Source organism: Rhizobium sp. CFBP 13726 (assembly GCF_014841925.1).
In the GTDB taxonomy this organism is placed as follows: domain Bacteria; phylum Pseudomonadota; class Alphaproteobacteria; order Rhizobiales; family Rhizobiaceae; genus Neorhizobium; species Neorhizobium soli.
In genome coordinates, this window is sequence record NZ_JACYUU010000001.1 from 546,064 (window position 1) to 569,987 (window position 23,924).

A 23,924-nucleotide genomic window follows, 5' to 3' on the forward strand; every position below is an offset into this window, starting at 1 on the left:
CTTGAGCAAGCGGATGTCAGCGGGCCGGAGGAAGCGTAACCTGGCCAATCCGGCAGCCGCGGCGGTCGACCTCCGCGCAATCGCGAAACTGTAGATCCTTGCTAAGGCAGATACGAATTTCATCGAGCTTTTCACCTTCGCAGCTCGCAGCGATACCCCGGCGGGAAAGACCCGGGTTGGCGGACATGAAGGCCTGCTCGATGGCATCAGGGGAAAGCTTGAGCGAGCTTTGCCCGCCAGCAAGGTCCGCCGGAAGTTTGACGTGCTCAAAAGCCTTGCGGACAGTGTCGAAATAGGTTGCCTGGTCGAGCCCGGTGCAGCTTCCATGCTTGCGCCACTGGTGACCGATCAGGCCCATCGACGGCATGATGTCGAACAGCTTTTCACCAAGCTGGCGCGGTACGCGATCGGGTTCCGACGAGCGGCAGAAATCCGGGAAGCCGGCTTCGTATTGCGGCCAGAGCCCGTGTACGACGAAGCGGAAACGTTTGTCGGTGCCGCATTGCTGCCGGTTGCGGCCTCCGTCATCGGACGCGCAGAAGGTCGGCGACCAGGACAGGGAGAGGACGTAGAAATCGAAAGCGCCCGCACGGTCCTCGGAGCCTTGCTGGCTCCGGTTGCGCTGCCGCTCCTGCGCCGTCGACGCAGTAGTGAAGGCGAGAAGGACGACGAGGCCTGCAAGGGCGGCGAACAAGCGTTTCATGGTGAGCGGCCTCCAGTCGCGCCGCACCATGAAAGGGATGCGCCGACGGGTCAAGCCTCGGCGTCGGTGTGTTCACCTCTTATCCAGAAGCATCGCTGCGAGGCGTAACGATCCTGTGCCAGCGCCGTCTTTATCGGGGGCAGGATCGTATGCAGCTCATCCTTGAGCGTGAAAGGCGGGTTGACGATGACGAGGCCCGAGCCGTTCAGGCCGACAAGATCGCGGTCGCTTTTCACGGTCAGCTCGACGCAGAGCATTTTGGGGATATCCAGCGCGTTCAGCTGCTCGTGGAAGTCCTTGATCGGCGCGCCCTTCTTCATCGGGTACCAGAGGCAATAGGTACCGCCTGAAAACTTGCGATAGGCATTGGCGAGACCCCTGACCATCCGGTCGTACTCGCCTTCTTCCTCGAAGGGCGGATCGATCAGCACGATGCCGCGCTTTTCCTTCGGCGGCAGATGCGCACCGAGCGCCAGCCAGCCGTCGAGTTCGGTCACGCGTGCCTGGTAGTCGCCTTCGAAAAGGCGCGACAGGCGGGCAAAGTCTTCCGGATGCAGCTCCATTGCCGAGAGACGGTCCTGCGGGCGAAACAGCATGCGCGCAAGTTTCGGCGAGCCGGGATAGAACTTGACGCCACCCTTCGGGTTCAGTTCCTTCACGGCGCCCAGATAGGGCGCAAGGATTTCGGCCACTTCGGGAGAAAACTCCGCATCGACCAGCTTGCCGATGCCGTCGAGCCATTCGCCGGTCTTCTGCGCTTCTTCGGAGGATAAGTCGTAAAGCCCGATGCCCGCATGCGTATCGAGGAAGCGGAACGCCTTGTCCTTGTTCTGCGCATAGAGAACAAGCCGCGAAAGAACGACGTGCTTGAGGACGTCGGCGAAATTGCCTGCGTGGTAGATGTGCCGATAGTTCATCTCAGCTTGTGTCTCGCTTGAATAAAATTGATGCACTGCAAATGGCGCTTTTTGCATCCGTCGCCATGCCATATAGAAAAGCCATGAACGTTGCGACCCCCATTCCCGAAAGCCCCGTCGTCGGTCACAATTCCGTCGGCCATACCGTATGTCCGCATGACTGTCCGAGCGCCTGTGCGCTGGATGTCGATCTGACTGCGGATGGCAGGATCGGTCGTGTCCGCGGCTCGTCCGACAACAGCTACACGGCCGGCGTCATCTGCGCCAAGGTCGCGCGCTATACCGAGCGCATCTATCATCCCGGCCGCTTGATGGTGCCACAGCGCCGCATGGGTGCCAAGGGCGAAGGGCTCTGGCAGGAGATCTCCTGGGAAGCCGCGCTCGACGAGATCGCCGACGCTTTCGTCAAGGCCGAAGCGAAGCACGGGTCCGAAGCGGTGTGGCCCTATTTCTACGCTGGAACGATGGGGCAGGTGCAGCGCGATTCGATCGAGCGCCTTCGCCATGCCAAGAAATATTCCGGCTTCATGGGGACGATCTGCACCAACATGGCCTGGACCGGTTATGTGATGGGCACCGGCGCCCTGCGCGGCCCCGATCCGCGCGAGATCGCAAAATCCGATTGCGTCGTGATCTGGGGAACCAATGCGGTCTCCACCCAGGTCAATGTGATGACCCATGCGATCAAGGCCCGCAAACAGCGCGGCGCCAAGATCGTCGTCATCGACATCTACGACAATCCGACAATGAAACAGGCCGACGTCAAGCTGGTGCTGCGCCCCGGCACCGATGCAGCACTCGCCTGCGCCGTGATGCATGTCGCCTTCCGCGACGGCTATGCCGACCGCGCCTATATGGCGAAATATGCCGATGATCCGGCAGGCCTCGAAGCGCATCTGAGAAGCCGCACGCCGGAATGGGCGTCGGCGATCACGGGCCTCACCGTCGAGGAAATCGAAGGATTCGCCAGGCTTGTCGGCACCACTGCGAAGAGTTTCTTCCGTTTGGGCTATGGGTTTTCCCGTCAGCGCAACGGTACGGCGGCGATGCACGCGGCGCTGTCGATCTCGACCGTGCTCGGCTCTTGGCGACACGAAGGCGGCGGCGCCTTCCACAACAACGGCGAGATCTACCGGTTCAACAAAGCCGAGCTGATGGGCACGGCCTACAAGGATCCGGACATCCGCATGCTCGACCAGTCGCAGATCGGCCGCGTTCTGACCGGGGACGCGGAAGCGCTGCGTCATCGCGGACCGGTAACGGCGCTGCTGATCCAGAACACCAACCCGATGAACGTTGCGCCGGAACAGCGCCTCGTGCGCGAAGGCTTTCTGCGCGACGATCTTTTCACCGCCGTCCACGAGCAGTTCATGACCGATACGGCCAAGGTCGCCGATATCGTTCTGCCCGCGACGATGTTCCTCGAGCATGACGACCTTTATCGCGGCGGCGGGCATCAGCATATTCTGCTCGGCCCGAAACTGGTCGAACCGCCGGCAACGGTGCGCACCAACCTCTTCGTCATCGAGGAACTGGCAAAGCGGCTGGGCGTTGACGGGTTTGCCGGCTTCGGCATGGATGAGCGCACCCATATCGACCGCATCCTGAGTGCCAGCGGCTGGGGCTCCTATGACGCGCTGAAGGCCGACAAGTGGATCGATGCGCAACCGGATTTCGACACTGCGCATTACATCAACGGCTTCGGCTATCCGGACGGCAAATTCCGCTTCAGTCCCGACTGGATCAACGGCCCATCGCCGGACCGGACGCCCGACAGCGTCGGTCCGCTCGGGCCGCATGGGCAGTTGCCACGTTTTCCGGACCAGGTGGACGTAATCGAGACGGCGGACGCCGAGCATCCGTTCCGGCTCGCGACCTCGCCATCGCGCAGCTTCCTCAATTCATCCTTTGCCGAGACCAAAAGCTCGGTGGAGAAGGAAGGGCGGCCGGACGTGATGATCGATCCGACGGACGCCGCACGTCTCGGCATCGTTGACGGCGATATAGTCACGCTCGGCAACAGTCGGGGCAAGATCCGTCTGCATGCGAGACTCGTGGCCGGCGCGAAACCGGGCGTGCTGATCGCCGAAGGACTGTGGCCCAACGACGCGCATCTCGACGGCGAGGGCATCAACGTCCTCACCGGCGCCGATCCGGTGGCGCCTTTCGGAGGTGCTGCCGTGCACGACAACAAGGTGTGGCTACGCAGGGAAATCGCATGAGCGACGTGAATGACCGGGTGAAGATCGTCAGCGATACGACGCTGTCGCAGGGCTGGACGCGGCTTTCCGATTATCAACTCGACTATACCGATCGCAACGGCGAGACGAAGCGGATCAAGCGCGAGGTTTTCCATCGCACGCCGGCCGCCTGCATCCTGCTACATGACCGCGAACGCGATATCGTCGTCCTCGTCAAACAGTTCCGGCTGCCCGCGCATCTCATCGGCGAGCCGTCCTTCATGATCGAGGTCCCGGCCGGCCTTCTTGATGGCGAAGACGCCGAAGACGCGATCCGCCGCGAGGCGATGGAGGAGACCGGCTACCGGATCCGCGACGTGCGTTTCGTCTTCAAGGCACTGACGTCGCCGGGCTCCGTGACCGAGGTCATCCACTTCTTCCACGCCTCGATCGATCTTTCCGACCGGATCAACGAGGGTGGCGGGCTCGCCGACGAGCACGAGGATATAGAAGTGCTGGAGCTTCCGCTCGACAAGGCCGTCACGATGATCGCCGACGGCGAGATCATCGATGCCAAGACAATCATGCTGCTGCAGTGGGCCGTGCTTAACCGGGCGGCGCTTTAGGCCCGCACGAGGCTGCACCCGGCCGACGGGGCTGCCGCGATCAACTGCTTGTCGAGCGTTGCGAGTTCGAGGTTTTCCTCGAGCGACAGCGCAAGATAGGCGGCGTCGTAGGCGGATAGCTGGTAACGTGTCGCAAGGTCGAGAATAACGCCGTCATCCTCGACAGCGACCGTCGATATGTTGAGCTTGCGCAGCTTCGCCAAGCCTTCGAGGACAAGGTCGAACGAGATGCGCTTACGCCTGTATGCGACCATCAGCACGTTCCGCACTTCGTACCAGAGCAGTTGTGGCGCGATTGCCTCGGAAGTCTGCAGGCGAGCAAAGGCTGCATCTGCGATTGGATGACGTTCGTCTGGAAGGATCCAGCTGCAAACCACGGATGCGTCTGCAACGAATGCCGTCACTATCGGCGACCTTCCTTTTTCCACTCATCGATTTCCTCGGCAGTTGCCGACGGCATCCTGTCGCGGAAAGCGATGATGTCTTCGATCACTGCCCGCCGGCGCGCGAGTTGTTCTTCGGTGAACTCAGCATTCATACCGGGCGTGGCCGCGATCGGGCTGAGCCGCGCGACCGGTGTTTCGCCACGCGCAATCACCACCTCCTGGCCGGCTTCGACGAGGGGCAGGAGCTCGGAAAGTTCGGTTTTCGCATCACCCAGCTTGACCGTGATCGTCATCTCACACCTCCGGTTCAATCCAAGGTAGTCCGCGCCAAGCCGGTCGTCAAATGGCTGGTCGTTGGGAGGGATGCATCGCTTCCATGTCGGGGAACAATTGCCAGAGACCTCCCGTTAGACTGGTTCCATTGCCAGAAGAAGGGATGCAAAGATGACCATGATCACCACCCGCGACGGAACGCAGCTTTATGTCAAGGACTGGGGTCCGAAGACCGGCCGTCCCGTTATCATGATGCACGGTTGGCCGCTGACGTCGGACACCTGGGACGACTTCGCGGTGGTGGCAGCAGACGCCGGGTTCCGCGCCATTTCCTATGACCGACGCGGGTTCGGCCGCTCCGAGCAGCCGTGGGACGGTTATGAGTACGATACGCTGGCCGACGATCTTGCCGATGTCATCGAGGCGACCGGCGCGCAGGATGCAGCACTGTTCGGCTTTTCCATGGGCGGTGGCGAGGTTGCCCGCTATATGTCGCGCCACGGCGGCAAGGGCGTTTCCAAGGCCGCGCTGATTGCGTCGGTCGTTCCCTATATGGCGCAGACGCCCGACAACCCTGATGGTGTGCCGCAGTCGGTGTTCGACGAGATGACGGCCGGCATGAAGGAAGACCGGGCTCATTTCTTCCACGGCTTTTTGAAAAGCTTCTACGGCGTCGGCGTGTTCACCGGTTCGGTGAGCGAAGCCGTGCTCGACTGGTCGTTCCAGCAGACGATGATGGCGGGTCTTCGGCCAACGCTTGCTTGCGCCAAGGCCTTCTCCTCGACGGATTTCCGTCCGGACCTGCCGAGCTTCAAGGTGCCGACGCTGATCATCCACGGAACAGGTGACCAGACCGTGCCGATCGAGACGTCCGGCCGTGCCGCCGCTGCCGCGATCCCTGGCGCGACGCTGATCGAATACGACGGCGCGCCCCACGGGCTGTTTGCCTCGAACAAGCAGCAGCTGACGGACGACCTGATGGCGTTCCTGCGCAGCTAAGTGATGAACGCTGCACGCCGGATGGTTATCGCCGGCGTGCGGCGCGGAAGTGTACTAACCCTCTGGGTCGAATTTTGCCCTACCGGCCTTGAGGCTGACGCCTCCCGTTGCCAGAAGCGCAAGCGCTTCCGGGTAAAGCCGGTGTTCTACGGTCAGTACCCGTGCGGCGAGCGTATCAGGCGTGTCGTCGATATGAACGGGCACGCAGTCCTGCGCGACAATCGGGCCTTCGTCCATGCCTTCGGTCACGAAATGCACCGTACAACCGGCGACCCTCATCCCGGCAGCGAGCGCGCGCTGATGCGTGTGCAGACCCGGAAACAACGGCAGGATCGACGGGTGGATGTTAAGCATCCGGCCCTCGTAGCGGGAAATGAACTCTCCCGAAATCAGCCGCATATAACCCGCAAGACAGATAATATCCGGCTGAATACCCGATAGAGCCGCCAGGATCGCCGCCTCGTGCTCAGCCTTGCCGGCATAGGACTTGCGCTCGAAGGCGAGTGTCTGGATGCCGCGCGCCTCAGCCTTCGCAAGCCCGCCGGCTTGCGGTTTGTCGGAGATGACGGCAACGATCTCGGCTGGGAAGTCGGGGCTTTCGCAAGCGTCCGCCAGCGACAGCATGTTGGAGCCGCCGCCGGAAATAAACACGACGACGCGCTTCTTCTGCACGCTGGCGAGTGCTCCGCTCATAGACCGAGCGTGCCCTTGTAGACGACACCTGCTTCGCCTTCCGCACGGTCGATCATGCGGCCGAGCGGGACGACGATTTCGCCTTCGCGGGTGAGCACATCCGTCACCGTCTGCGCATTCTCAGCCGAAACGACGACGATCATCCCGATGCCGCAGTTGAACGTGCGCAGCATTTCCTTCGGCTCGACACCGCCGGTCTTTGCCAGCCACGAGAACACGGGCGGAACAGGGATCGAGTCGAGATCGACTTCGGCCGCCAGGTTCTTCGGCAGCACGCGCGGAATGTTTTCCGGAAAGCCGCCGCCGGTAATGTGGGCAAGTGCCTTCAGGGCCCCGGTTTCGCGGATCGCCTTCAGCAGCGGCTTCACATAGATGCGGGTCGGCGTCAAAAGCGCTTCGCCGAGCGACTTGCCGTCGAAGAACGGCGCAGGCGCGTCCCAGCCGAGGCCGGAGATCGAGACGATCTTGCGCACCAGCGAGAAACCGTTGGAATGCACGCCCGAGGAGGTCAGGCCGAGAATGACGTCGCCGGCGGCCAGGTCGCCGACCGGTAGAAGCTGGCCACGTTCGGCTGCACCCACGGCAAAGCCGGCAAGGTCGTAGTCGCCATCGGAATACATGCCCGGCATTTCCGCCGTCTCGCCGCCGATCAGCGCGCAGCCTGCATCCACGCAGCCCGCAGCGATGCCCTTGACGATGGCAGCGCCCTGGTCCGGATCAAGCTTGCCGGTGGCAAAGTAGTCAAGAAACAGCAGCGGCTCTGCGCCCTGCACGACGAGGTCGTTGACGCACATGGCGACGAGATCGATGCCGACAGTGTCGTGGAAATTGGCATCGATCGCGATTTTCAGCTTGGTGCCGACGCCGTCATTGGCAGCCACCAGGATCGGATCGGTAAAGCCTGCAGCTTTCAGGTCGAACAGGCCGCCGAAGCCACCGATTTCGCCGTCTGCGCCGGGACGGCGGGTTGAGCGTACCGCCGGCTTGATCTTCTCGACCATCAGGTTGCCCGCGTCGATATCGACGCCGGCATCGCTATAGGTGAGACCGTTCTTGCCCGTCTCGCTCATCGTAATTCTCCGTTGGGACATGCCGCGCGAACCGAAGATCGAGACCTTTCGGCGTGGTGCGGCTGCGCAAAAATCTCCGGCCCGCCATTGCATGACAAGGCGGAGGATGCAAGCAGAAGCGTGGGCTTTCAAGGCTTTTCACAGGCCCGGCCTCTGGCGACGCGGCGAAGTCGATGCCGATCTTGACCTTACCCGGTCCGGGCTCATATGCGTGATACCGGGAATGCAGTGCAAAAAAGGACGTAAAGATGCCCTATCATATCAGCGGAGCGAGCCTTCGCCGCCATGTCTTCTTCTGGGCAGCCGTTCTTTTCATCTTCGCGCTGTTTCTGTGGTTTTTCAGCTCCATCCTTCTTCCCTTCGTCGCAGGCATGGCGCTCGCCTATTTCCTCGATCCTGTCGCAGACTGGCTGCAGCGCCGCGGACTAAGCCGGATGATGGCTTCCGTGCTAATCCTGGTCTCGTTCGTCACGGTGTTCGCGCTGTCGCTGATGCTGGTCATCCCGATCATCGTCACCCAGTTCACCCAGTTCGCCGCCGCTTTGCCCGGTTACATCACCCAGTTGCAGCAGATCATTTCCAACCCGGAGAACTCGTTCCTGCCGAGCTGGGTCTCCAGCCAGATCGAGACCGTCAAACAGAATTTCTCCGAAGTGCTGAGCCAGGGCGCCGGCTTCATCGGTACCCTGTTTGCGCAGATCTGGAACTCCGGCAAGGCGATCGTCGACGTCGTGTCGCTCCTGATCGTTACCCCGGTCGTCGCCTTCTATCTGCTGCTGGACTGGGACCGCATGGTGTCGAAAGTCGATAGCTGGATCCCGCGCGATCAGGTCCAGACCGTGCGCGATATCGCCCGCGACATGGATGGATCCGTCGCCGGCTTTATTCGCGGGCAGGGATCGCTCTGCCTCATCCTCGGCATCTACTATGCCGTCGGTCTGTCGCTGGTGGGCCTGAATTTCGGCCTGCTGATCGGCTTCGTCGCCGGCATGATCTCGTTTATTCCCTATATCGGTTCGATGATCGGGCTGATCATGGCGATCGGTGTGGCGCTCGTACAGTTCTGGCCGGACTATCTGTGGATCATGGCAGTCGCTGCCGTGTTCTTCTCCGGCCAGTTCCTGGAAGGCAATATCCTGCAGCCGAAGCTGGTCGGCGAAAGCGTCGGTCTGCATCCGGTCTGGCTGATGTTTGCGCTGTTTGCCTTCGGTGCCATGTTCGGCTTTGTCGGTCTTCTTCTGGCCGTGCCGGCGGCGGCAGTCGTCGGCGTGCTTGTCCGCTTCGCGATCTCACGGTATCTTGACAGCGATCTCTATTACGGCCGATCGGTAGATCTGCCGTGGGAAGGGGCGCCACAGGCCGTGGTCAATGAAAATACCGGCATGCAGCGTCTCGATGCTCCCAAGAGCGACCAGAAAGACATCTGAAAAGCGAATGACCGGATCGAGCGAACGCGACCAGCGCAGAAGCGAACAGCTTCCGCTGCAATTCACCCATGATTCCGCGCAGAGCCGGGATGATCTCCTGGTCTCCGAACGGCTGGCAGCCGCCGTCTCTATCGTCGACGAGTGGCCGGCCTGGCCATCGCCGGTCGTGATCCTTGCGGGTCCCGTCGGTTCGGGAAAATCGCATCTCGCCCAGATCTGGCGGGAGCGGGCAGGGGCTGCCGAGATCCATCCGATCTCGGGTTCGAATGCAGCAACTGTCGCAGCGGATGGGCCGGTGCTGTTTGAGGACGCCGATCGGCGCGACTTCGACGAGACCACGCTTTTCCACGTCATCAATGCCGTGCGCCAGCATGGCCGCACTTTGTTGATGACATCGCGGCTGTGGCCCATGTCCTGGTCCGTGACGCTGCCCGACCTCAAATCACGGCTGAAGGCTGCGACCGTGGTGGAAATCGGCGAGCCCGATGAGGAATTGCTGGCCCAGGTGATGGTAAAACTGTTTGCCGATCGTCAGCTTTATATTGATGACAAACTTCTCAGTTACATCGTCACCAGGATGGAGCGATCCCTGGGCGCTGCGCAGACCATCGTCGACCGGCTTGACCGGTTGGCATTGGCGCGCGGGACCCGGATCACCCGTCCTCTGGCAACCGAAGTCCTCAAGGATTTCGGCAGTGCCGGACCGAATGATTAGCAACGTCTGCGCCGGCAATTGACTATGACGGTCGCGTCGTCAAACGTATCGCACGGCCCCACGCATACCGGTTATGGGGCTGGCTCTGGGATGGATGAAGATGGAATCGATGACGACCGAGATTGAGCAGCCCAAAAAGGGCGAGGCAGCCAGCAGGGACGAAGCGGTGGATATGGGTGAGGCGCTGCTTTCCAGCCCCGAGCGGTTCATCAACCGCGAGTTTTCCTGGCTGCAGTTCAACCGCCGCGTTCTCGAGGAAACGCTGAACGCGTCGCATCCGCTTCTGGAGCGCATCCGCTTCCTGTCGATCTCGGCTGCAAACCTCGACGAATTCTTCATGGTGCGCGTTGCCGGTCTCGAGGGGCAGGTCCGCCAGGGCATCGTCATCAAGAGCCCCGATGGCAAGACGCCGGCAGAACAGCTGGATGCGATCCTGCAGGAAATCGACAATCTGCAGATGGAGCAGCAGGCCTCGCTCGCCGTGTTACAGCAGTATCTGGCGCAGGAAGAGATTCTGATCGTCCGTCCGGCAGCACTTTCGGACGAAGACCGTAACTGGCTGTCCGGGACGTTCGATGACGAACTGTTCCCGATCCTGACACCGCTTTCGATCGATCCGGCGCATCCGTTCCCGTTCATCCCCAATCTTGGCTTCTCGATGGGGCTGCAATTGCACAGCCTGAACGGCAAGGAGCCGATGACGGGGCTTCTGCGCCTGCCGACGACGCTTGACCGCTTCATCCGTCTGCCCGACGACGCAAACACGATCCGCTACATCACGCTCGAAGATGCGGTCGCCATGTTTACCGACCGGCTTTTCCCCGGTTACGAGGTCAAGGGCGGCGGTACGTTCCGCATCATCCGCGACAGCGATCTCGAAGTCGAGGAAGAAGCCGAGGATTTGGTCCGCTTCTTCGAGACGGCGCTCAAGCGCCGCCGTCGCGGCAAGGTCATCCGCATCGAGACCGATTCGGAAATGCCGGCGGAACTGCGCCAGTTCGTGGTGCAGGAACTCGGGGTTCCGGACAACCGCGTCGCGGTCTTGCCGGGTCTTCTGGCACTTAACACGCTGTCGGAAATCACCAAGGCGCCGCGCGACGATCTGCGGTTCGAAAGCTACAACGCCCGATTTCCCGAACGCGTCCGCGAACACGCCGGAGACTGCCTCGCCGCCATCCGCGAAAAGGACATGGTGGTCCACCACCCGTACGAGAGTTTCGACGTTGTGGTGCAGTTTCTTCTTCAGGCAGCCCGTGACCCCGACGTCCTCGCCATCAAGCAGACCCTCTACAGAACCTCCAACGACAGCCCCATCGTCCGAGCCCTGATCGATGCGGCAGAGGCCGGCAAGTCGGTGACGGCGCTGGTCGAGTTGAAGGCACGCTTCGACGAAGAGGCCAACATCCGCTGGGCGCGAGACCTGGAGCGCGCTGGCGTGCAGGTCGTGTTCGGCTTTATCGAGCTCAAGACACATTCGAAAATGTCGATGGTGGTGCGCCGTGAGGACGGCAAGCTGAGAACCTACTGCCACCTTGGTACCGGCAACTACCATCCCATCACCGCAAAGATCTACACGGACCTTTCCTTCTTCACCTGCAACCCGAAGATCGCCCACGACATGGCGAATATCTTCAACTTTATCACCGGTTACGGCGAGCCGAAGGAAAGCACCAAGATCGCCATGTCGCCCTACACGCTGCGACCGCGCATTCTCAAACACATCGAGGAAGAGATCGCGCACGCGAAGGCGGGAGCTCCGGCCGCGATCTGGATGAAGATGAATTCACTGGTCGATCCCGAGATTATCGACGCGCTCTATCGCGCCAGCCGCGCCGGTGTCGAAATCGATCTGGTCATCCGCGGCATCTGCTGCCTGCGCCCGCAGGTATCCGGTCTTTCCGACAACATCCGCGTCAAATCGATCGTCGGGCGCTTCCTCGAACACAGCCGCATCTTCTGCTTCGGCAACGGTTACGGCCTGCCTTCGGACAAGGCTCTGCTCTACATCGGGTCCGCCGACATGATGCCCCGAAACCTCGACCGCCGCGTCGAAACGCTGGTACCGCTGCTCAATCCGACCGTGCACGAGCAGGTTCTTTCACAGATCATGCTGGGCAATCTCATTGACAATCAACAGAGCTACGAGATATTGGCGGACGGTACGTCAAGGCGCATGGAAGTGCGCAAGGGTGAAGAACCGTTCAACGCGCAGCATTATTTCATGACCAATCCTAGCCTCTCGGGGCGTGGTGAAGCCCTGAAATCCAGCGCTCCGAAACTGATTGCCGGCGTCATGTCCGGACGCAAAAAGTAGCCGGCAAGAACAGTCAAGAAATAGGCAGCATGGTACGATCTGAAGCTCAAGGGCGCCTGCCTGGCATCGCCCCTGTTTCCGTCATCGACATTGGCTCGAACTCGGTTCGCGTGGTGATTTACGAAGGCCTGACCAGGGCACCGACCGTTCTCTTCAACGAGAAGGTTCTGTGCGGTCTTGGCAAGGGTCTCGGCTCGAACGGCCGGATGGACGACGAGGGCGTGTTGCGCGCGCTCGCCGCTCTCAGACGGTTCAAGGCGCTGTCCGACCAGGCGCAGGCGACGCAAATCTACGTCCTTGCAACGGCCGCCGCCCGCGAAGCCTCCAACGGCCCTGATTTCATTGCCAAGGCGGAGGAAATCCTCGGCCAGGAAATCCAGCTCCTGTCCGGCGAGGAAGAAGCCAAGTATTCGGCTCTCGGCGTGATCAGCGGCTTCCACGAGGTCGACGGAGTTGCCGGCGATCTTGGCGGCGGTTCGCTTGAACTGATCGACATCAAGGGACATGAGTTCGGCAAGGGGATCACCCTGCCTCTCGGCGGCCTGCGCCTGTCGGAATCATCAGGTGGCTCCATTTCCAAGGCGCGCACCTTTGCCCGCAAGCAGGTCAATACCGCCCGCTTCCTGGAAAAGGGCGAGGGCCGCACCTTCTACGCCGTTGGCGGTACCTGGCGCAACATCGCCAAGCTGCACATGGAAATCACCAAATATCCGCTGCACATGATGCAGGGGTATGAACTGACCTTCGAGGAAATCCAGAAATTCCTCGAGGACGTGATTGATGCCAAGGATTCCAAGGATCCTGCCTGGCAGGCCGTCTCGAAAAGCCGTCGTTCGCTTCTGCCCTTCGGCGCCGTGGCCCTGCAGGAAGTGCTCTCCGTCATGAAGCCGTCGGTCGTCAGCTTTTCGGCGCAGGGCGTGCGGGAAGGCTATCTCTATCATCTGATGCCGGATGAGGAAAAGCAGGCCGATCCGCTGGTCGTGGCTGCCGATCAACTCGCCATCCTGCGCGCGCGTTCGCCGGAACATGCGCGCGAGCTTGCCGATTGGACCGGCCGCATGGTGCCGTTCTTCGGCATTACCGAGACCGAGGAAGAAAGCCGCTATCGCAGGGCTGCCTGCCTGCTGGCCGATATCAGCTGGCGTGCGCATCCCGATTACCGCGGCGCCCAGGCACTTAACGTCATCGCCCACTCGTCCTTCGTCGGCATTACCCATGCGGGCCGCGCCTACCTGGCGCTCGCCAACTACTACCGGTTCGAGGGTTTGAGCGACGACGGTGCCACCGGCCCGCTCTCGACGATTGCGACACCGCGGCTGCTGGAGCTCGCCAAACTGCTCGGCGGGCTTTTGCGGGTCGTCTATCTGTTCTCGGCCTCGATGCCCGGCATCGTCAATAACCTGACTTTCCGCCAGTCGAGTTCGCCCGATCTCGACATGGAATTCGTCGTGCCGCACGCTTACCGCAACTTCGCTGGCGAGCGGCTGGAAGGTCGGCTGCAGCAGCTTGCCAAGCTGACCGGCAAGAAGCTCGCCTTCGTGTTCGAATAGCAGCTGTCGCAAGAACAGACGCATCAGATCTAGACGGTTGCAACCGAGCGGGCTTCGGCTTATCTTCGGTTGAACAGGCATGCCTTATGTTGGTGTTGGCTTCGAGGGGGGCTCGAACATGGCAGTGGCAGATCAAGGCGCGAACAATCATGCGGACCGTGGGGCCAATAACGCGCTGGCGCCCGAGAACAATTTTCCGGAAAGATACTTTGTTGCCGGCGTCGCCGTCGGGCTCTTTCTCGTGCTGCTGGGTACTGCGATCCTTCTCTTGGGACGCAGCCAGACCGCCTCCTCGCTGACCATCTGCGTCGGCTTCGGGCTGGTGCTTGCGGCATTCGGCGCAAAGGTTGCAGGTAACTGGGCCGGCTGGTCGGTGACCGGGGCCGGCGCCATGGCAGTCGTTCTGTTTCTGATGCTCCAGCAATTTACGCCGCCTGGCACGCCGGCGCTGTTTAAAGGCGAGATCAGCGGCGACTTCTCGCATGTCGCCGATATCCGCATAATCGATGACGAGCCGCTCTACATCTACAAGGATGCCATGGTCCGACGGATCAAGTTTCTTGGCCTCGGTACATCGCTGCAGAGCACGCAGATGCGGATGCAGGTCGATACAATCGAAAAGGAAGCTGGCAAAGAGTATTTCGAGCTTATCGGCGATGCCCAGAAAATCCGGGCAATTTTCGCCGAAGGACGGCCGGTTCAGTGGCGCTTCGACTACAATGCGCGGCAGGTCAAGAACGGCTCGCTGGTTCTCCTGTCCGAACTGGATACGCTTTCACCTGGGCCGACAGCGGAGGTTAGCGGCAGCACGACGGGTGCATGGTGGGATCTGAGCGCGTTCGCTCAGGCGGCGGTTCGGCCGGAGGCATCGGTCGACCAAATTCAGAAGGCGCTTGCCGGCCTGCGGAACGAGGATACGTTCCTGAGGCGCAATTCCCGCGACCTTCTGGTCTCTGCCGGAGTTGTCGCAGTGCCCATGATGCTGTCTGCGCTGCACGCATCGCCGGACGATTACCGCGTCAAGCTCGGCGTGGTCTATGCCCTGGCAGAAATGATCCGCTCCGACCCCAACCTGGCGTCGTCTCTGTCGCAAAAGCTGGCCGCTGAGGATTTTCCGTTGCTGATTCAGGCGGCCGCAGATCCGGACAAGACCATTCGCTACCAGGCAGCAGATTTTCTGTACCGCCTGCAGGATCCGCGGGCCGTGGAGCTGAGCGTAAACGCTGCCAAGGATACGACAGATCAGGGTGTGGCCAATAACCAGATCCTGATCCTGCGGCAGTCGGGGAGCAATCTTTCCTCGTCGCAAAAGAGCGACATCGTCCGTCAGCTCAATGATCCTTCGACGAACTTGAACAGAAGCTTGAAAGCGCCATCATCGCTTAACGACGTCCTGAAATGGTAATCCTGGCGATACCTGAGCTTTAATACGTCCAGGTTCGAGGTGTCATGGAGTCGAAAAGGGTACCTGCTGATGCAGATGCCCTTTTCTGTTTCGTCGTGGTGATGTCCGGGCTCTAGAGGCCTGCCGATCACCGCCTCACTGCTTTACTTCGCGTTGAGGAACTCGGCGGCTTCGATCAGGCTGAACTCGTTGTCATCAGCCTTGTTGACGGCGCGACCGGCCGAGAAGGGCAGGTTGTTGTCATTGCCGATGATCAGGTGTGTCGCGTCGATCTGGTCGACATTCTCGATCGTCACGAACGGCATGTCGTAGATGCCGTCCTTCGAGCCAGCCATCTTCTTGCTGTCGGGGTCCTTGATGTTCAGAAGGTCGATATAGCCGATCTTGCGGACGGCCGCGCCGACATTGGCGTCGGTCATCTCGATCTTGTAGACGCGCTTCAGTTCGGCCGGCGCATCAAAGCAATCCGGTTTCGGCTGCTTCGGATCGGCGCAGGCCTTGTCCTTGGTGCCGGCGCCGTTGTCGCGTTCGATGACGAGCGCGGTGGTGGCATCCAGCATGTTGAAATCGCCGATCGCGACACCCTTTTCAGACAGCGGATAGAGCCAGGAACGACCGGTCCAGCTTTTCGAAGCGATGTCGAATTCGATGACGCGCAGCGCGGTGCGCCCATCGGCCTGTTCGACCTTGCCGTCGTCGAGGAAGATCGGGCCTTCCAGCAGGCCGTAAAGCTTCTGCCCATCCTTCGATAGTGCCATGCCTTCATAGCCACCCGAACGCTTCAGGTTGAAGACCGGCATCTTGGCGGCGGGGTTGGCCGGCATCGAAAGGGTCGGGTTGTCAGGCGAGGTGACCTTCTTGCCGTCGACGGTGGTGGCAACGACGTCAGTCAGCTGGCCGAGCATGTCGACCTTGATGAGGTAAGGCCCGAATTCCTCGCCGAGCCAAAAACCGTCCGCGACGGGCTGGATCGATTCGATATCGAAATCGGCGCCGGTCAGGTAGCGCTTGTCGCTGCCTTCCATGGCGATCGGGAAGGGGGCGATCTTGTTCGGGTCCGACAGGAAGATGTTCTTGACGACATCGACCTTGTTGGTCGCCCAGTCGAACTTCACCTGGTGCAGGAACAGCATCGCGTCGGAGGAATTGGCCTTGGAGCCGAAACCGTTGTCGGAGAGCGTCCAGAACGTGCCGTCAGCCATCGCCTTGATCCCGGAAAAGCCCTGGATCGGCTGACCGTTGAATGGCAGCTTGACGTCGGTGACGCGAACACCGTCCTTGCCGTCGATCGATCCGAGCTTTTCCGTGCGCTTGCGGTCCGGCGTGGTGAACTTGCCCGATGTCTTGAGAAATTCAGGCGCATCGGTTGGAGCAGCAGTCACCGTATTGGCCGGCAGGATTGCCTGGCCCGCGAGCTTTGCGGGAAACTCCTTGTCGTCGGCCAATGCCGTGCCGGCGAGGAGGGTACTTACGAAAACGGAGGCTAAAAAGGTTTTGGTCATCAAATCACCTGTTCGAATGAGAAGAACACGCGACGTCGATAGGCGGGACGCATGACGGTAGGGTGATGATCGGTTGACGCTTGGATGAAGGTTTTACGTCGGTTTCTTGACGGTGCCAGAGCAGGTAGTTCAAGCGTCGCGGAGCCGGCCTGGAACGCTGCAAATAACTGGGATTTAAACGAAAAGGGATCGCGCTCCGGAGCTCCGGTTGCCGATCCCTTGTATTATGAAAGACGGTGAGGACGAGCCTTACAGCTCGACCGCCTCGACCTTCTTGTTGACGAAGCGCAACGCCACGCCGCCTTGGATCAGCTTGAGCGCCGTGTCGCCGAACAGTTCGCGACGCCAGCCGGAAAGGGCGGCCACTTCGGCCAACTCGCCTTCGGCAGCAATCTTTTCCAGATCGTCGGTATTGGCAAGCACCTTGGCGGCAACGCCCTGCTTGTCGGAAATGAGCTTCAGCAGAACCTTCAAGAGTTCGACGGCAGCGCCCGTGCCTTCCGGCAGGTGAACATGCTTCGGCGCATGCGGCATCTCGGTCTTCGGCAGCGCCAGCGCCGTATTGACAGCCTCGACGATCGCGGCGCCTGAGGATGAGCGTTCCCAGCCCTTCGGCACGGTGCGAAGACGTCCGAGAGCTTCGGTATCCTTCGGCTGCTGCTGGGCAATCTCGTAGATCGCATCGTCCTTCAACACGCGCGAGCGCGGCACGTTGCGGCTGCGCGCCTCACGTTCGCGCCATGCGGCGACGAATTTCAGGATCGCCAGTTCGCTTGGCTTCCTCAGCCGCGACTTCAGACGAAGCCAGGCATCGTCGGGATGCAGATCATAGGTCGACGCGCTCTCGAGAACCGCCATTTCCTCCGTCAGCCAGAGGGCACGGCCTTCACGTTCCAGTTGTTCTTTCAGAGACAGATAGACGTCGCGCAGATGGGTGACGTCAGCCAGCGCATAGTCGAGCTGCTTTTCGGAAAGCGGCCGGCGGCTCCAATCGGTAAAGCGCGACGACTTGTCGATCTGCACGCCCTTGATGCGGTTGACCAGCTGGTCGTAGGAGACGCTGTCGCCGAAGCCGCACACCATGGCGGCGACCTGCGTATCGAAGATCGGGTGCGGCACGAGATTGCCGAGATGGTGGATGATCTCGATATCCTGGCGCGCGGCATGAAACACCTTGGTGACCGCCGTGTTCGCCATCAGCTCGAAGAAGGGCTTGAGGTCGAGCCCTTTTGCCAGCGGATCGACGAGAACTTCGACTGTCGGGCTCGCCATCTGGATCAGGCAGAGTTCCGGCCAGAAGGTCGTCTCTCTCAAGAACTCCGTATCGATGGTGATGAAGTCTGACTGAGCCAGCTTTTCGCAGGCTTCCTGAAGGGCAATTGTTGTTTCGATCATCGTCTCATTCACGTGCAGGTGGTCAACCTTCCTTTCCCTTCCCGCCGCAGATGTCAAGACAAACGGCCAGCCTTTCCCGGAAGCGGGCGGCTATTTCCTGTTGTTGCCGTCAGCGTCCCTGTCCTTGTCGCCACCACGGTCCGCAGGGTCTGCAAGCCGGTTGAAATAGGCCGACGTGCGCAGGAGGGCCCGGAAGCGCGAACTCCGCTGCTGCGGCGGCACCGGTGCCCGCACCTGCATCCGGCGCAGCGTGTAGATCGCGAACCCGGCGAAGATGAAGGACGTGTAGAGGAAGAATGCGCGCGGGCCGTAGAATTCGAGAAGCGCCGCGGCAAGCAGCGGTCCGAACGTGGCGCCGACCGACCAGAAGAACAGCAAGCCTGCCGCGATCACCGCGTGCTCGCCTGGTTTCGCGTGGTCGTTGCCATGCGCCGAGCAGAGCGAATAGAGCGGCATCGAAAAGGCGCCGAACAGGAAGACGCTGATGATATTGGCCGTCTCGTTGCTGCCCGCGCCGAACGACAGATAGGCGCCGGTGATGACGGACCCGATCGTCGTCCACAGGATGACGCGCCGCCGGTCGAGCTTGTCCGAATAGACGCCGAGCGGATATTGCAGTACCACGCCGCCGATGATGCCGGCACTCATGAAGGTCGCGATCGACGTGATACTCATGCCGATCTCCTTGGCGTAGATCGGCCCGATATTGCGAAAGGCCGCCATCGACAGACCGACCGCCACGACGCCGACCACAGCGAGCGGCGAAATGCGCCACACGGTTCTCAGATCGAATGAGATGGAGGCCGGTGGCGTCGGCCCCGACTTGTCGGCGATGGATATCGGCACAAGCGAAAGCGTCAGCGCAATGGCGATGATGTTGAAGATGACAGGTCCGTCGATGCCGAAGGTCGGGATCAGGTATTGCGCGATCGTGACCGAGCCGAGATCGACGAAACGGTAGATCGACAGCGTCCGCGCGCGGTTCTCGTTGGTCACCTGCGAGTTAATCCAGCTCTCGACGGTGGCAAACAGGCTGGCGATAGTGATGCCGATCAGGAAACGCATGGCGAACCAGAAGACGGGGTCGATGACCATTGATAGGGCGATCGAGGCGGACGCAGCGATTGCCGCCATGGCCGCAAAGGTGCGGATATGGCCGATCGAGCGCAGCAGCCTTGCCACATAGATGCAGCCGATCGCAAAGCCGACACTGTAGCCGGCACCGATCAGGCCGATGACCGACGGCGAAAAACCCTCGGCCGAACCGCGCAGCGCGATATAAGTGCCCTGGAGCCCGTTGCCGCCGATCAGGATCCCTGCGGTGATCAGAAGCGGTATCAGCGGGCGGATCTGGTTCATCGGATGCTTTCGGGCATGGTCGGCAGGCGCAGAGACTCAGCCAGCGCGCTGGCCGTATCGACCCATTCTGGTTATGACATCCTCCTATGCAACTCTAGCCGTAAAAGCGGGGGAAAGGGCTCGAGCGCCGCGGGAGACTGTGACAAGTCTTGACAAAGCAGGCCCACCATGCGCTTTTCCGGCCGATTTTCATGGGTTCGTACGGCTGTGCTTCGCGCGCCGATGAAGCCGCTTTCAGCATCAGTCCAGGATAAAAGACAATGCATCGTTACCGCAGCCACACCTGTGCAGCCCTCCGCAAGTCGGATGTCGGCTCCAATGTCCGTATCTCCGGCTGGGTTCATCGCGTCCGTGACCATGGCGGCGTTCTGTTCATCGACCTTCGCGACCATTATGGCATGACCCAGGTCGTTGCCGACCCGGACAGCCCGGCCTTCAAGTCGGCCGAAGTCGTGCGTGGCGAGTGGGTCATCCGCATCGACGGCACCGTCAAGGCGCGTTCCGACGAGACCGTCAACAAGACGATGGCGACCGGCGAGATCGAACTCTACGCACAGGAGATCGAAGTCCTGTCCGCTGCCAAGGAACTGCCGCTGCCGGTGTTCGGCGAGCCGGAATATCCGGAAGACGTGCGCCTCAAGTACCGCTTTCTCGATCTTCGCCGCGAAACGCTGCACAAGAACATCGTCAAGCGCACGCAGATCATCGCTGCCATGCGCCGCGAAATGGCTACCTGTGGCTTTACCGAATATTCGACGCCGATCCTGACCGCATCGTCGCCCGAAGGCGCGCGCGACTTCCTGGTTCCAAGCCGTATCCATCCCGGCAAGTTCTTCGCGCTGCCGCAGGCGCCGCAGCAGTACAAGCAGCTGATGATGGTGGCGGGCTTTGACCGCTACTTCCAGATCGCACCGTGTTTCCGCGACGAAGACCCGCGTGCCGACCGCCTGCCAGGCGAATTCTACCAGCTCGACCTGGAAATGAGCTTCGTTACCCAGGAAGAAGTCTGGGAGACGATGGAGCCGGTCATGCGCGGCATCTTCGAAGAGTTTGCCGAAGGCAAGCCGGTTACCAAGGAGTTTCCGCGGATCCCTTACGACGTCGCGCTGCGCAAATACGGCTCCGACAAGCCGGACCTGCGCAACCCGATCGAGATGGAAGCCGTCACCGAGCATTTCGCCGGCTCCGGCTTCAAAGTGTTCGCAAACATGATCGCGTCGAACCCGAAGGTCGAAGTCTGGGCGATCCCGGCGAAGACTGGTGGTTCGAGAGCGTTCTGCGACCGTATGAACGCCTGGGCGCAGGGCCAGGGCCAGCCGGGTCTCGGCTACATCTTCTGGAAGGAAGAAGACGGCAAGATCGCGGGCTCCGGTCCGCTCGCCAAGAACATCGGCGAGGAGCGCACCGAAGCCGTTCGCACCCAGCTTGGCCTCGAGGCGGGCGATGCCTGCTTCTTCGTCGCTGGCGATCCGGACAAGTTCTACAAGTTTGCCGGCGAAGCCCGTAACCGCGCTGCCGACGAACTGAACCTTTCCGACAAGAACCAGTTCGCTCTGTGCTGGATCGTCGACTTCCCGTTCTTCGAATACAACGAGGAAGACAAGAAGATCGACTTCGCCCACAACCCGTTCTCGATGCCGCAGGGCGGCCTAGACGCGCTGGAAAACCAGGATCCGCTGACGATCAAGGCCTACCAGTACGACATGGTCTGCAACGGTTTCGAAATCGCGTCTGGCTCGATCCGTAACCAGCTGCCGGAAGTGATGGTCAAGGCCTTCGAAATGGTCGGCCTTTCGCAGCAGGACGTGGAAGACCGCTTCGGCGGCCTCTACCGCGCATTCCAGTACGGCGCACCGCCGCATGGCGGCATGGCAGCCGGCGTCGACCGCGTCGTCATGCTTCTGACCGGTGCCAAGAACCTGCGCGAGATCACGCTGTTCCCGATGAACCAGCAGGCTCAGGACCTTCTGATGGGAGCGCCTTCGGAAGCGAGCCCCGCGCAGCTGCGCGAACTGGCGATCCGCCCGATCCCGGCGGTCAAGAAGGACTGATCTTCGGTTCTATTTCTGTGACGAGATTGGAAAGCCCGGCGCTCGAAAGACGCCGGGCTTTCCCGTTTCAGCAGGGCAGGGCTTGGTGGCAGTGCAGCGATCAGACCTTGGTCGGACGGAACCATCGCCGCGTACTTCGAGTTGTAGAGGCAGAATAAACAAATGGAGTAAGACTATGCGCAAGATCGTACTGACCGCTTCGGCGGCATTCATGGCGCTTTCGAGTGCAGCCTTCGCCCAGACGACGATCATCACGCAGGAACCAGCAATGGCACCCGCAACGGTTGTCATGCCAGGCGAAGTCCGCACCTACGTGATGGAGCAGCCGGTTGAATCCGTGCCGTACGAAGGCGACGTTCTGGTCGGCCGCGTGCTGCCGGAAGCTGTCCAGGTTCGTCCTGTGCAGGGATATGACTCCTACGGTTACACGGTCGTGAACGATCGCCGCGTCATCGTCGACCCGCAGACGCGCACGGTTATTCAGGTCCTGGAATAGGACCTGTCCGATTTCGGATAGTATTTGAGAGACCGGGGCTGCCACCGCAGCTCCGGTCTTTTTGCGTCGGAGCTTTTAGTCCGTATCGCTTCGGAGCCGCTACCGTCGCCGTCTCGCAGATATTACCGTACCACGCTTGGCATCTGCAATTCTCTCCGCTATAGGTCGCCCATCACAAGGACTCAGGTGAAACTCCCGAGTGGCTCTTCCGGCCGCCGATCCGCCGGACAACGCAAAGCATCAGCCTTCTTTCTCACCCTGGAGGATACCTCCCGGCGGATGCGCTTTATTTGCGAAGTTTCCAATACATGACACAGTCAATTTCCGCCTATCGGCGCGAATGGTTTTCGAACATTCGCGGCGATCTCCTTGCCGGCATCGTCGTTGCGCTCGCGCTCATCCCCGAAGCTGTCGGTTTTTCCATCATTGCCGGCGTTGATCCAAAGGTCGGCCTGTTCGCCTCGGTCGCCATTGCCTGCACCACCGCGATCACCGGTGGCCGCCCGGCCATGATTTCGGCCGCCACAGCTGCCACTGCGGTGCTGATGGGGCCCCTTGTACGCGATCACGGCATCCAGTACCTGTTTGCCGCAACCATCCTGATGGGCATCCTGCAGATCTTCGCCGGCATGCTGAAACTCGGTCGCCTGATGCGGTTCGTGTCGAAATCGGTCATGACCGGCTTCGTCAACTCACTGGCGATCCTGATTTTTTTGGCTCAGCTTCCGCAGCTCATCAACGTTCCCGAAGTAACCTACCTGCTCATCGCATTGGCGCTCGGCATCATCTATCTGTTTCCCTATGTAACAAAAGCCATTCCGTCACCCCTTGTGGCGATCGCTGCCGTTACCATTCTGGCGCTCTCCTTCGGCATCGAGGTTCCGACCGTTGCCGATCTCGGCGCGATGCCGACGGCGCTTCCGGACTTCCTGTTGCCGGACGTACCACTGACCTTCGAGACGCTGCGGATCATCTTTCCGTATTCGCTGGCACTCGCAGCCGTCGGTCTTCTGGAATCGCTGCTGACCGCACAGATCGTCGACGAAATGACAGACACGACCAGCAGCAAGACAAAAGAATGTTTCGGTCAGGGCAGCGGCAACATCGTTGCAGCCCTGTTCGGCGGCATGGGCGGCTGCGCCATGATCGGCCAATCGGTGATCAACGTCACGTCAGGCGGGCGAGGCCGGCTTTCGACCTTTGCCTCCGGCATATACCTGCTGATCCTGCTTCTGGTGCTGGATGATATCCTGCGCATTGTGCCGGTTGCAGCACTCGTGGCCGTCATGATCATGGTGGCGATCGGCACGTTCTCTTGGAAGTCGGTCATCGATCTCAAGCGGCATCCCGGTACATCCTCGATCGTCATGCTCTCGACCGTCGCGGTTGTTCTGGCAACGCACGATCTTTCGAAGGGCGTCATCGTCGGCGTGCTTCTGTCGGGTGTGTTCTTTGCGGGCAAGGTGGCCAAGATGGTGCGCGTGTCCTCCAGCTTTTCCGAAGACGGCAAGGCAAGAACCTATGCGGTTGAAGGACAGGTCTTCTTCGCCTCGGCAGACGCTCTCGTTGACGCCTTCGATTTCGCCGAAAGCCTGGAACGCGTCACGATCGACGTTCGCCGTGCGCACCTCTGGGATATCTCGGCCGTCGGCGCACTCGACCGTGCAGTGATGAAATTCCGTAGCCGCGGCATCGCCGTCGAGGTGATCGGTGCCAACGAGGCAAGCGCCTCGATGATCGACCGGTTCGCGCTGCACGACAAGGAACACGCAGCCCTTTCGGCAACCCCCGGACACTGAAGCGGCGCACCTATACTGAACAAAACAAAGCCCCGGCAATCGCTTGCCGGGGCTTTTTCATTCA

20 protein-coding genes and 1 other annotated feature are annotated in these 23,924 nt (G+C 60.9%); of the genes, 11 read left to right on the plus strand and 9 right to left on the minus strand.

Annotated features, from left to right (window positions below; translation table 11 throughout):
• Positions 1-16: 16 nt before the first annotated feature.
• A complete protein-coding gene (locus IFT66_RS02680) occupies positions 17-703 on the minus strand; it encodes a ribonuclease T2 family protein (RefSeq protein ID WP_113111075.1) in 687 nt (228 codons plus the stop codon).
• Positions 704-753: 50 nt separating this feature from the next.
• A complete protein-coding gene (locus IFT66_RS02685; RefSeq protein ID WP_192076722.1) occupies positions 754-1,620 on the minus strand; it encodes a 23S rRNA (adenine(2030)-N(6))-methyltransferase RlmJ in 867 nt (288 codons plus the stop codon).
• An 83-nt stretch (positions 1,621-1,703) separates the two neighbouring features.
• On the opposite strand from IFT66_RS02685, the gene IFT66_RS02690 reads away from it, so the two are divergent.
• Positions 1,704-3,842, plus strand: a complete 2,139-nt coding sequence (locus tag IFT66_RS02690) for a molybdopterin-containing oxidoreductase family protein (RefSeq protein ID WP_192076723.1) — start codon at positions 1,704-1,706, stop codon at positions 3,840-3,842.
• Positions 3,839-4,426 carry an NUDIX domain-containing protein gene (locus IFT66_RS02695; protein ID WP_192076724.1) on the plus strand — a complete coding sequence of 196 codons (588 nt, stop codon included), beginning with the start codon at positions 3,839-3,841 and terminating at the stop codon, positions 4,424-4,426. The genes IFT66_RS02690 and IFT66_RS02695 overlap by 4 nt, the downstream gene beginning before the upstream one ends.
• On the opposite strand, the gene IFT66_RS02700 is transcribed toward IFT66_RS02695, so the two are convergent.
• Together IFT66_RS02700 and IFT66_RS02705 are read right to left on the minus strand one after the other, a co-directional pair.
• Complete coding sequence (locus tag IFT66_RS02700) at positions 4,423-4,830, minus strand: PIN domain-containing protein (RefSeq protein WP_192076725.1); 408 nt, start codon at positions 4,828-4,830, stop codon at positions 4,423-4,425. The two genes, IFT66_RS02695 and IFT66_RS02700, sit on opposite strands and share 4 nt — an antisense overlap.
• Positions 4,830-5,105 carry a type II toxin-antitoxin system Phd/YefM family antitoxin gene (locus IFT66_RS02705; protein ID WP_184654885.1) on the minus strand — a complete coding sequence of 92 codons (276 nt, stop codon included), beginning with the start codon at positions 5,103-5,105 and terminating at the stop codon, positions 4,830-4,832. The genes IFT66_RS02700 and IFT66_RS02705 overlap by 1 nt, the downstream gene beginning before the upstream one ends.
• Before the next feature lie 151 nt (positions 5,106-5,256).
• Here IFT66_RS02705 and IFT66_RS02710 point away from each other — a divergent pair, with 151 nt between their 5' ends.
• Positions 5,257-6,084: an alpha/beta fold hydrolase gene (locus IFT66_RS02710; RefSeq protein WP_192076726.1), complete on the plus strand. Its 828-nt coding sequence runs from the start codon at positions 5,257-5,259 to the stop codon at positions 6,082-6,084.
• 54 nt (positions 6,085-6,138) lie between these two features.
• Here IFT66_RS02710 and purN read toward each other — a convergent pair whose 3' ends face one another.
• Together purN and purM are read right to left on the minus strand one after the other, a co-directional pair.
• Complete coding sequence (gene purN, locus IFT66_RS02715; protein ID WP_192076727.1) at positions 6,139-6,777, minus strand: phosphoribosylglycinamide formyltransferase; 639 nt, start codon at positions 6,775-6,777, stop codon at positions 6,139-6,141.
• Positions 6,774-7,847, minus strand: coding sequence for a phosphoribosylformylglycinamidine cyclo-ligase (gene purM, locus IFT66_RS02720; protein WP_062453300.1), 1,074 nt, complete (start codon positions 7,845-7,847; stop codon positions 6,774-6,776). Before purM ends, purN begins: the two co-directional genes overlap by 4 nt.
• A gap of 248 nt (positions 7,848-8,095) precedes the next feature.
• On the opposite strand from purM, the gene IFT66_RS02725 reads away from it, so the two are divergent.
• The 5 genes from IFT66_RS02725 to IFT66_RS02745 all read left to right on the plus strand — a co-directional run bounded on the left by IFT66_RS02725 (position 8,096) and on the right by IFT66_RS02745 (position 15,258).
• On the plus strand, positions 8,096-9,274 hold the full coding sequence (locus tag IFT66_RS02725) for an AI-2E family transporter (RefSeq protein WP_062453299.1): 1,179 nt from the start codon (positions 8,096-8,098) through the stop codon (positions 9,272-9,274).
• A 7-nt stretch (positions 9,275-9,281) separates the two neighbouring features.
• Positions 9,282-9,989 (plus strand): DnaA regulatory inactivator HdaA, encoded by a 708-nt coding sequence (hdaA, locus tag IFT66_RS02730; protein ID WP_192076728.1) that lies wholly within the window; start codon positions 9,282-9,284, stop codon positions 9,987-9,989.
• 100 nt (positions 9,990-10,089) lie between these two features.
• Positions 10,090-12,303 carry an RNA degradosome polyphosphate kinase gene (locus tag IFT66_RS02735; RefSeq protein WP_113111267.1) on the plus strand — a complete coding sequence of 738 codons (2,214 nt, stop codon included), beginning with the start codon at positions 10,090-10,092 and terminating at the stop codon, positions 12,301-12,303.
• 29 nt (positions 12,304-12,332) lie between these two features.
• A complete protein-coding gene (gene ppx / locus IFT66_RS02740; RefSeq protein WP_113111068.1) occupies positions 12,333-13,853 on the plus strand; it encodes an exopolyphosphatase in 1,521 nt (506 codons plus the stop codon).
• A 118-nt stretch (positions 13,854-13,971) separates the two neighbouring features.
• The gene (locus tag IFT66_RS02745; protein ID WP_192076729.1) at positions 13,972-15,258 is read left to right on the plus strand and encodes a HEAT repeat domain-containing protein; all 1,287 of its coding nucleotides are present in this window, start codon (positions 13,972-13,974) and stop codon (positions 15,256-15,258) included.
• Between the two features lie 143 nt (positions 15,259-15,401).
• On the opposite strand, the gene IFT66_RS02750 is transcribed toward IFT66_RS02745, so the two are convergent.
• The 3 genes from IFT66_RS02750 to IFT66_RS02760 all read right to left on the minus strand — a co-directional run bounded on the left by IFT66_RS02750 (position 15,402) and on the right by IFT66_RS02760 (position 19,514).
• Positions 15,402-16,760 carry an esterase-like activity of phytase family protein gene (locus IFT66_RS02750; RefSeq protein WP_192076730.1) on the minus strand — a complete coding sequence of 453 codons (1,359 nt, stop codon included), beginning with the start codon at positions 16,758-16,760 and terminating at the stop codon, positions 15,402-15,404.
• A 249-nt stretch (positions 16,761-17,009) separates the two neighbouring features.
• Positions 17,010-18,155, minus strand: coding sequence for a ribonuclease D (gene rnd, locus IFT66_RS02755; protein WP_062453294.1), 1,146 nt, complete (start codon positions 18,153-18,155; stop codon positions 17,010-17,012).
• A gap of 90 nt (positions 18,156-18,245) precedes the next feature.
• Complete coding sequence (locus IFT66_RS02760; protein ID WP_062579933.1) at positions 18,246-19,514, minus strand: MFS transporter; 1,269 nt, start codon at positions 19,512-19,514, stop codon at positions 18,246-18,248.
• A 260-nt stretch (positions 19,515-19,774) separates the two neighbouring features.
• Here IFT66_RS02760 and aspS point away from each other — a divergent pair, with 260 nt between their 5' ends.
• From aspS to IFT66_RS02775, 3 genes are all read left to right on the plus strand, one after another.
• Positions 19,775-21,565 carry an aspartate--tRNA ligase gene (aspS, locus tag IFT66_RS02765; protein WP_192076731.1) on the plus strand — a complete coding sequence of 597 codons (1,791 nt, stop codon included), beginning with the start codon at positions 19,775-19,777 and terminating at the stop codon, positions 21,563-21,565.
• 175 nt (positions 21,566-21,740) lie between these two features.
• Positions 21,741-22,061, plus strand: a complete 321-nt coding sequence (locus tag IFT66_RS02770) for a DUF1236 domain-containing protein (protein ID WP_062579936.1) — start codon at positions 21,741-21,743, stop codon at positions 22,059-22,061.
• A gap of 175 nt (positions 22,062-22,236) precedes the next feature.
• Positions 22,237-22,294: a sequence feature (sul1 is cis-regulatory element that is thought to sense ions involved in sulfur or methionine metabolism; They are found in Alphaproteobacteria), on the plus strand.
• Positions 22,295-22,369: 75 nt separating this feature from the next.
• Entirely contained in the window at positions 22,370-23,860 is a 1,491-nt protein-coding gene (locus IFT66_RS02775; RefSeq protein WP_192076732.1) for a SulP family inorganic anion transporter, read from the plus strand.
• The last annotated feature ends 64 nt before the right edge of the window (positions 23,861-23,924 follow it).

Bases quoted from the DNA above. Each gene is read 5' to 3' on its own strand.
- IFT66_RS02680 (WP_113111075.1), bottom strand. From the start codon at position 703: ATGAAACGCTTGTTCGCCGCCCTTGCAGGCCTCGTCGTCCTTCTCGCC.
- IFT66_RS02685 (WP_192076722.1), bottom strand. From the start codon at position 1,620: ATGAACTATCGGCACATCTACCACGCAGGCAATTTCGCCGACGTCCTC.
- IFT66_RS02690 (WP_192076723.1), top strand. From the start codon at position 1,704: ATGAACGTTGCGACCCCCATTCCCGAAAGCCCCGTCGTCGGTCACAAT.
- IFT66_RS02695 (WP_192076724.1), top strand. From the start codon at position 3,839: ATGAGCGACGTGAATGACCGGGTGAAGATCGTCAGCGATACGACGCTG.
- IFT66_RS02705 (WP_184654885.1), bottom strand. From the start codon at position 5,105: ATGACGATCACGGTCAAGCTGGGTGATGCGAAAACCGAACTTTCCGAG.
- IFT66_RS02710 (WP_192076726.1), top strand. From the start codon at position 5,257: ATGACCATGATCACCACCCGCGACGGAACGCAGCTTTATGTCAAGGAC.
- purN (WP_192076727.1), bottom strand. From the start codon at position 6,777: ATGAGCGGAGCACTCGCCAGCGTGCAGAAGAAGCGCGTCGTCGTGTTT.
- purM (WP_062453300.1), bottom strand. From the start codon at position 7,847: ATGAGCGAGACGGGCAAGAACGGTCTCACCTATAGCGATGCCGGCGTC.
- IFT66_RS02725 (WP_062453299.1), top strand. From the start codon at position 8,096: ATGCCCTATCATATCAGCGGAGCGAGCCTTCGCCGCCATGTCTTCTTC.
- hdaA (WP_192076728.1), top strand. From the start codon at position 9,282: ATGACCGGATCGAGCGAACGCGACCAGCGCAGAAGCGAACAGCTTCCG.
- IFT66_RS02735 (WP_113111267.1), top strand. From the start codon at position 10,090: ATGGAATCGATGACGACCGAGATTGAGCAGCCCAAAAAGGGCGAGGCA.
- ppx (WP_113111068.1), top strand. From the start codon at position 12,333: ATGGTACGATCTGAAGCTCAAGGGCGCCTGCCTGGCATCGCCCCTGTT.
- IFT66_RS02745 (WP_192076729.1), top strand. From the start codon at position 13,972: ATGGCAGTGGCAGATCAAGGCGCGAACAATCATGCGGACCGTGGGGCC.
- IFT66_RS02750 (WP_192076730.1), bottom strand. From the start codon at position 16,760: ATGACCAAAACCTTTTTAGCCTCCGTTTTCGTAAGTACCCTCCTCGCC.
- rnd (WP_062453294.1), bottom strand. From the start codon at position 18,155: ATGATCGAAACAACAATTGCCCTTCAGGAAGCCTGCGAAAAGCTGGCT.
- IFT66_RS02760 (WP_062579933.1), bottom strand. From the start codon at position 19,514: ATGAACCAGATCCGCCCGCTGATACCGCTTCTGATCACCGCAGGGATC.
- aspS (WP_192076731.1), top strand. From the start codon at position 19,775: ATGCATCGTTACCGCAGCCACACCTGTGCAGCCCTCCGCAAGTCGGAT.
- IFT66_RS02770 (WP_062579936.1), top strand. From the start codon at position 21,741: ATGCGCAAGATCGTACTGACCGCTTCGGCGGCATTCATGGCGCTTTCG.
- IFT66_RS02775 (WP_192076732.1), top strand. From the start codon at position 22,370: ATGACACAGTCAATTTCCGCCTATCGGCGCGAATGGTTTTCGAACATT.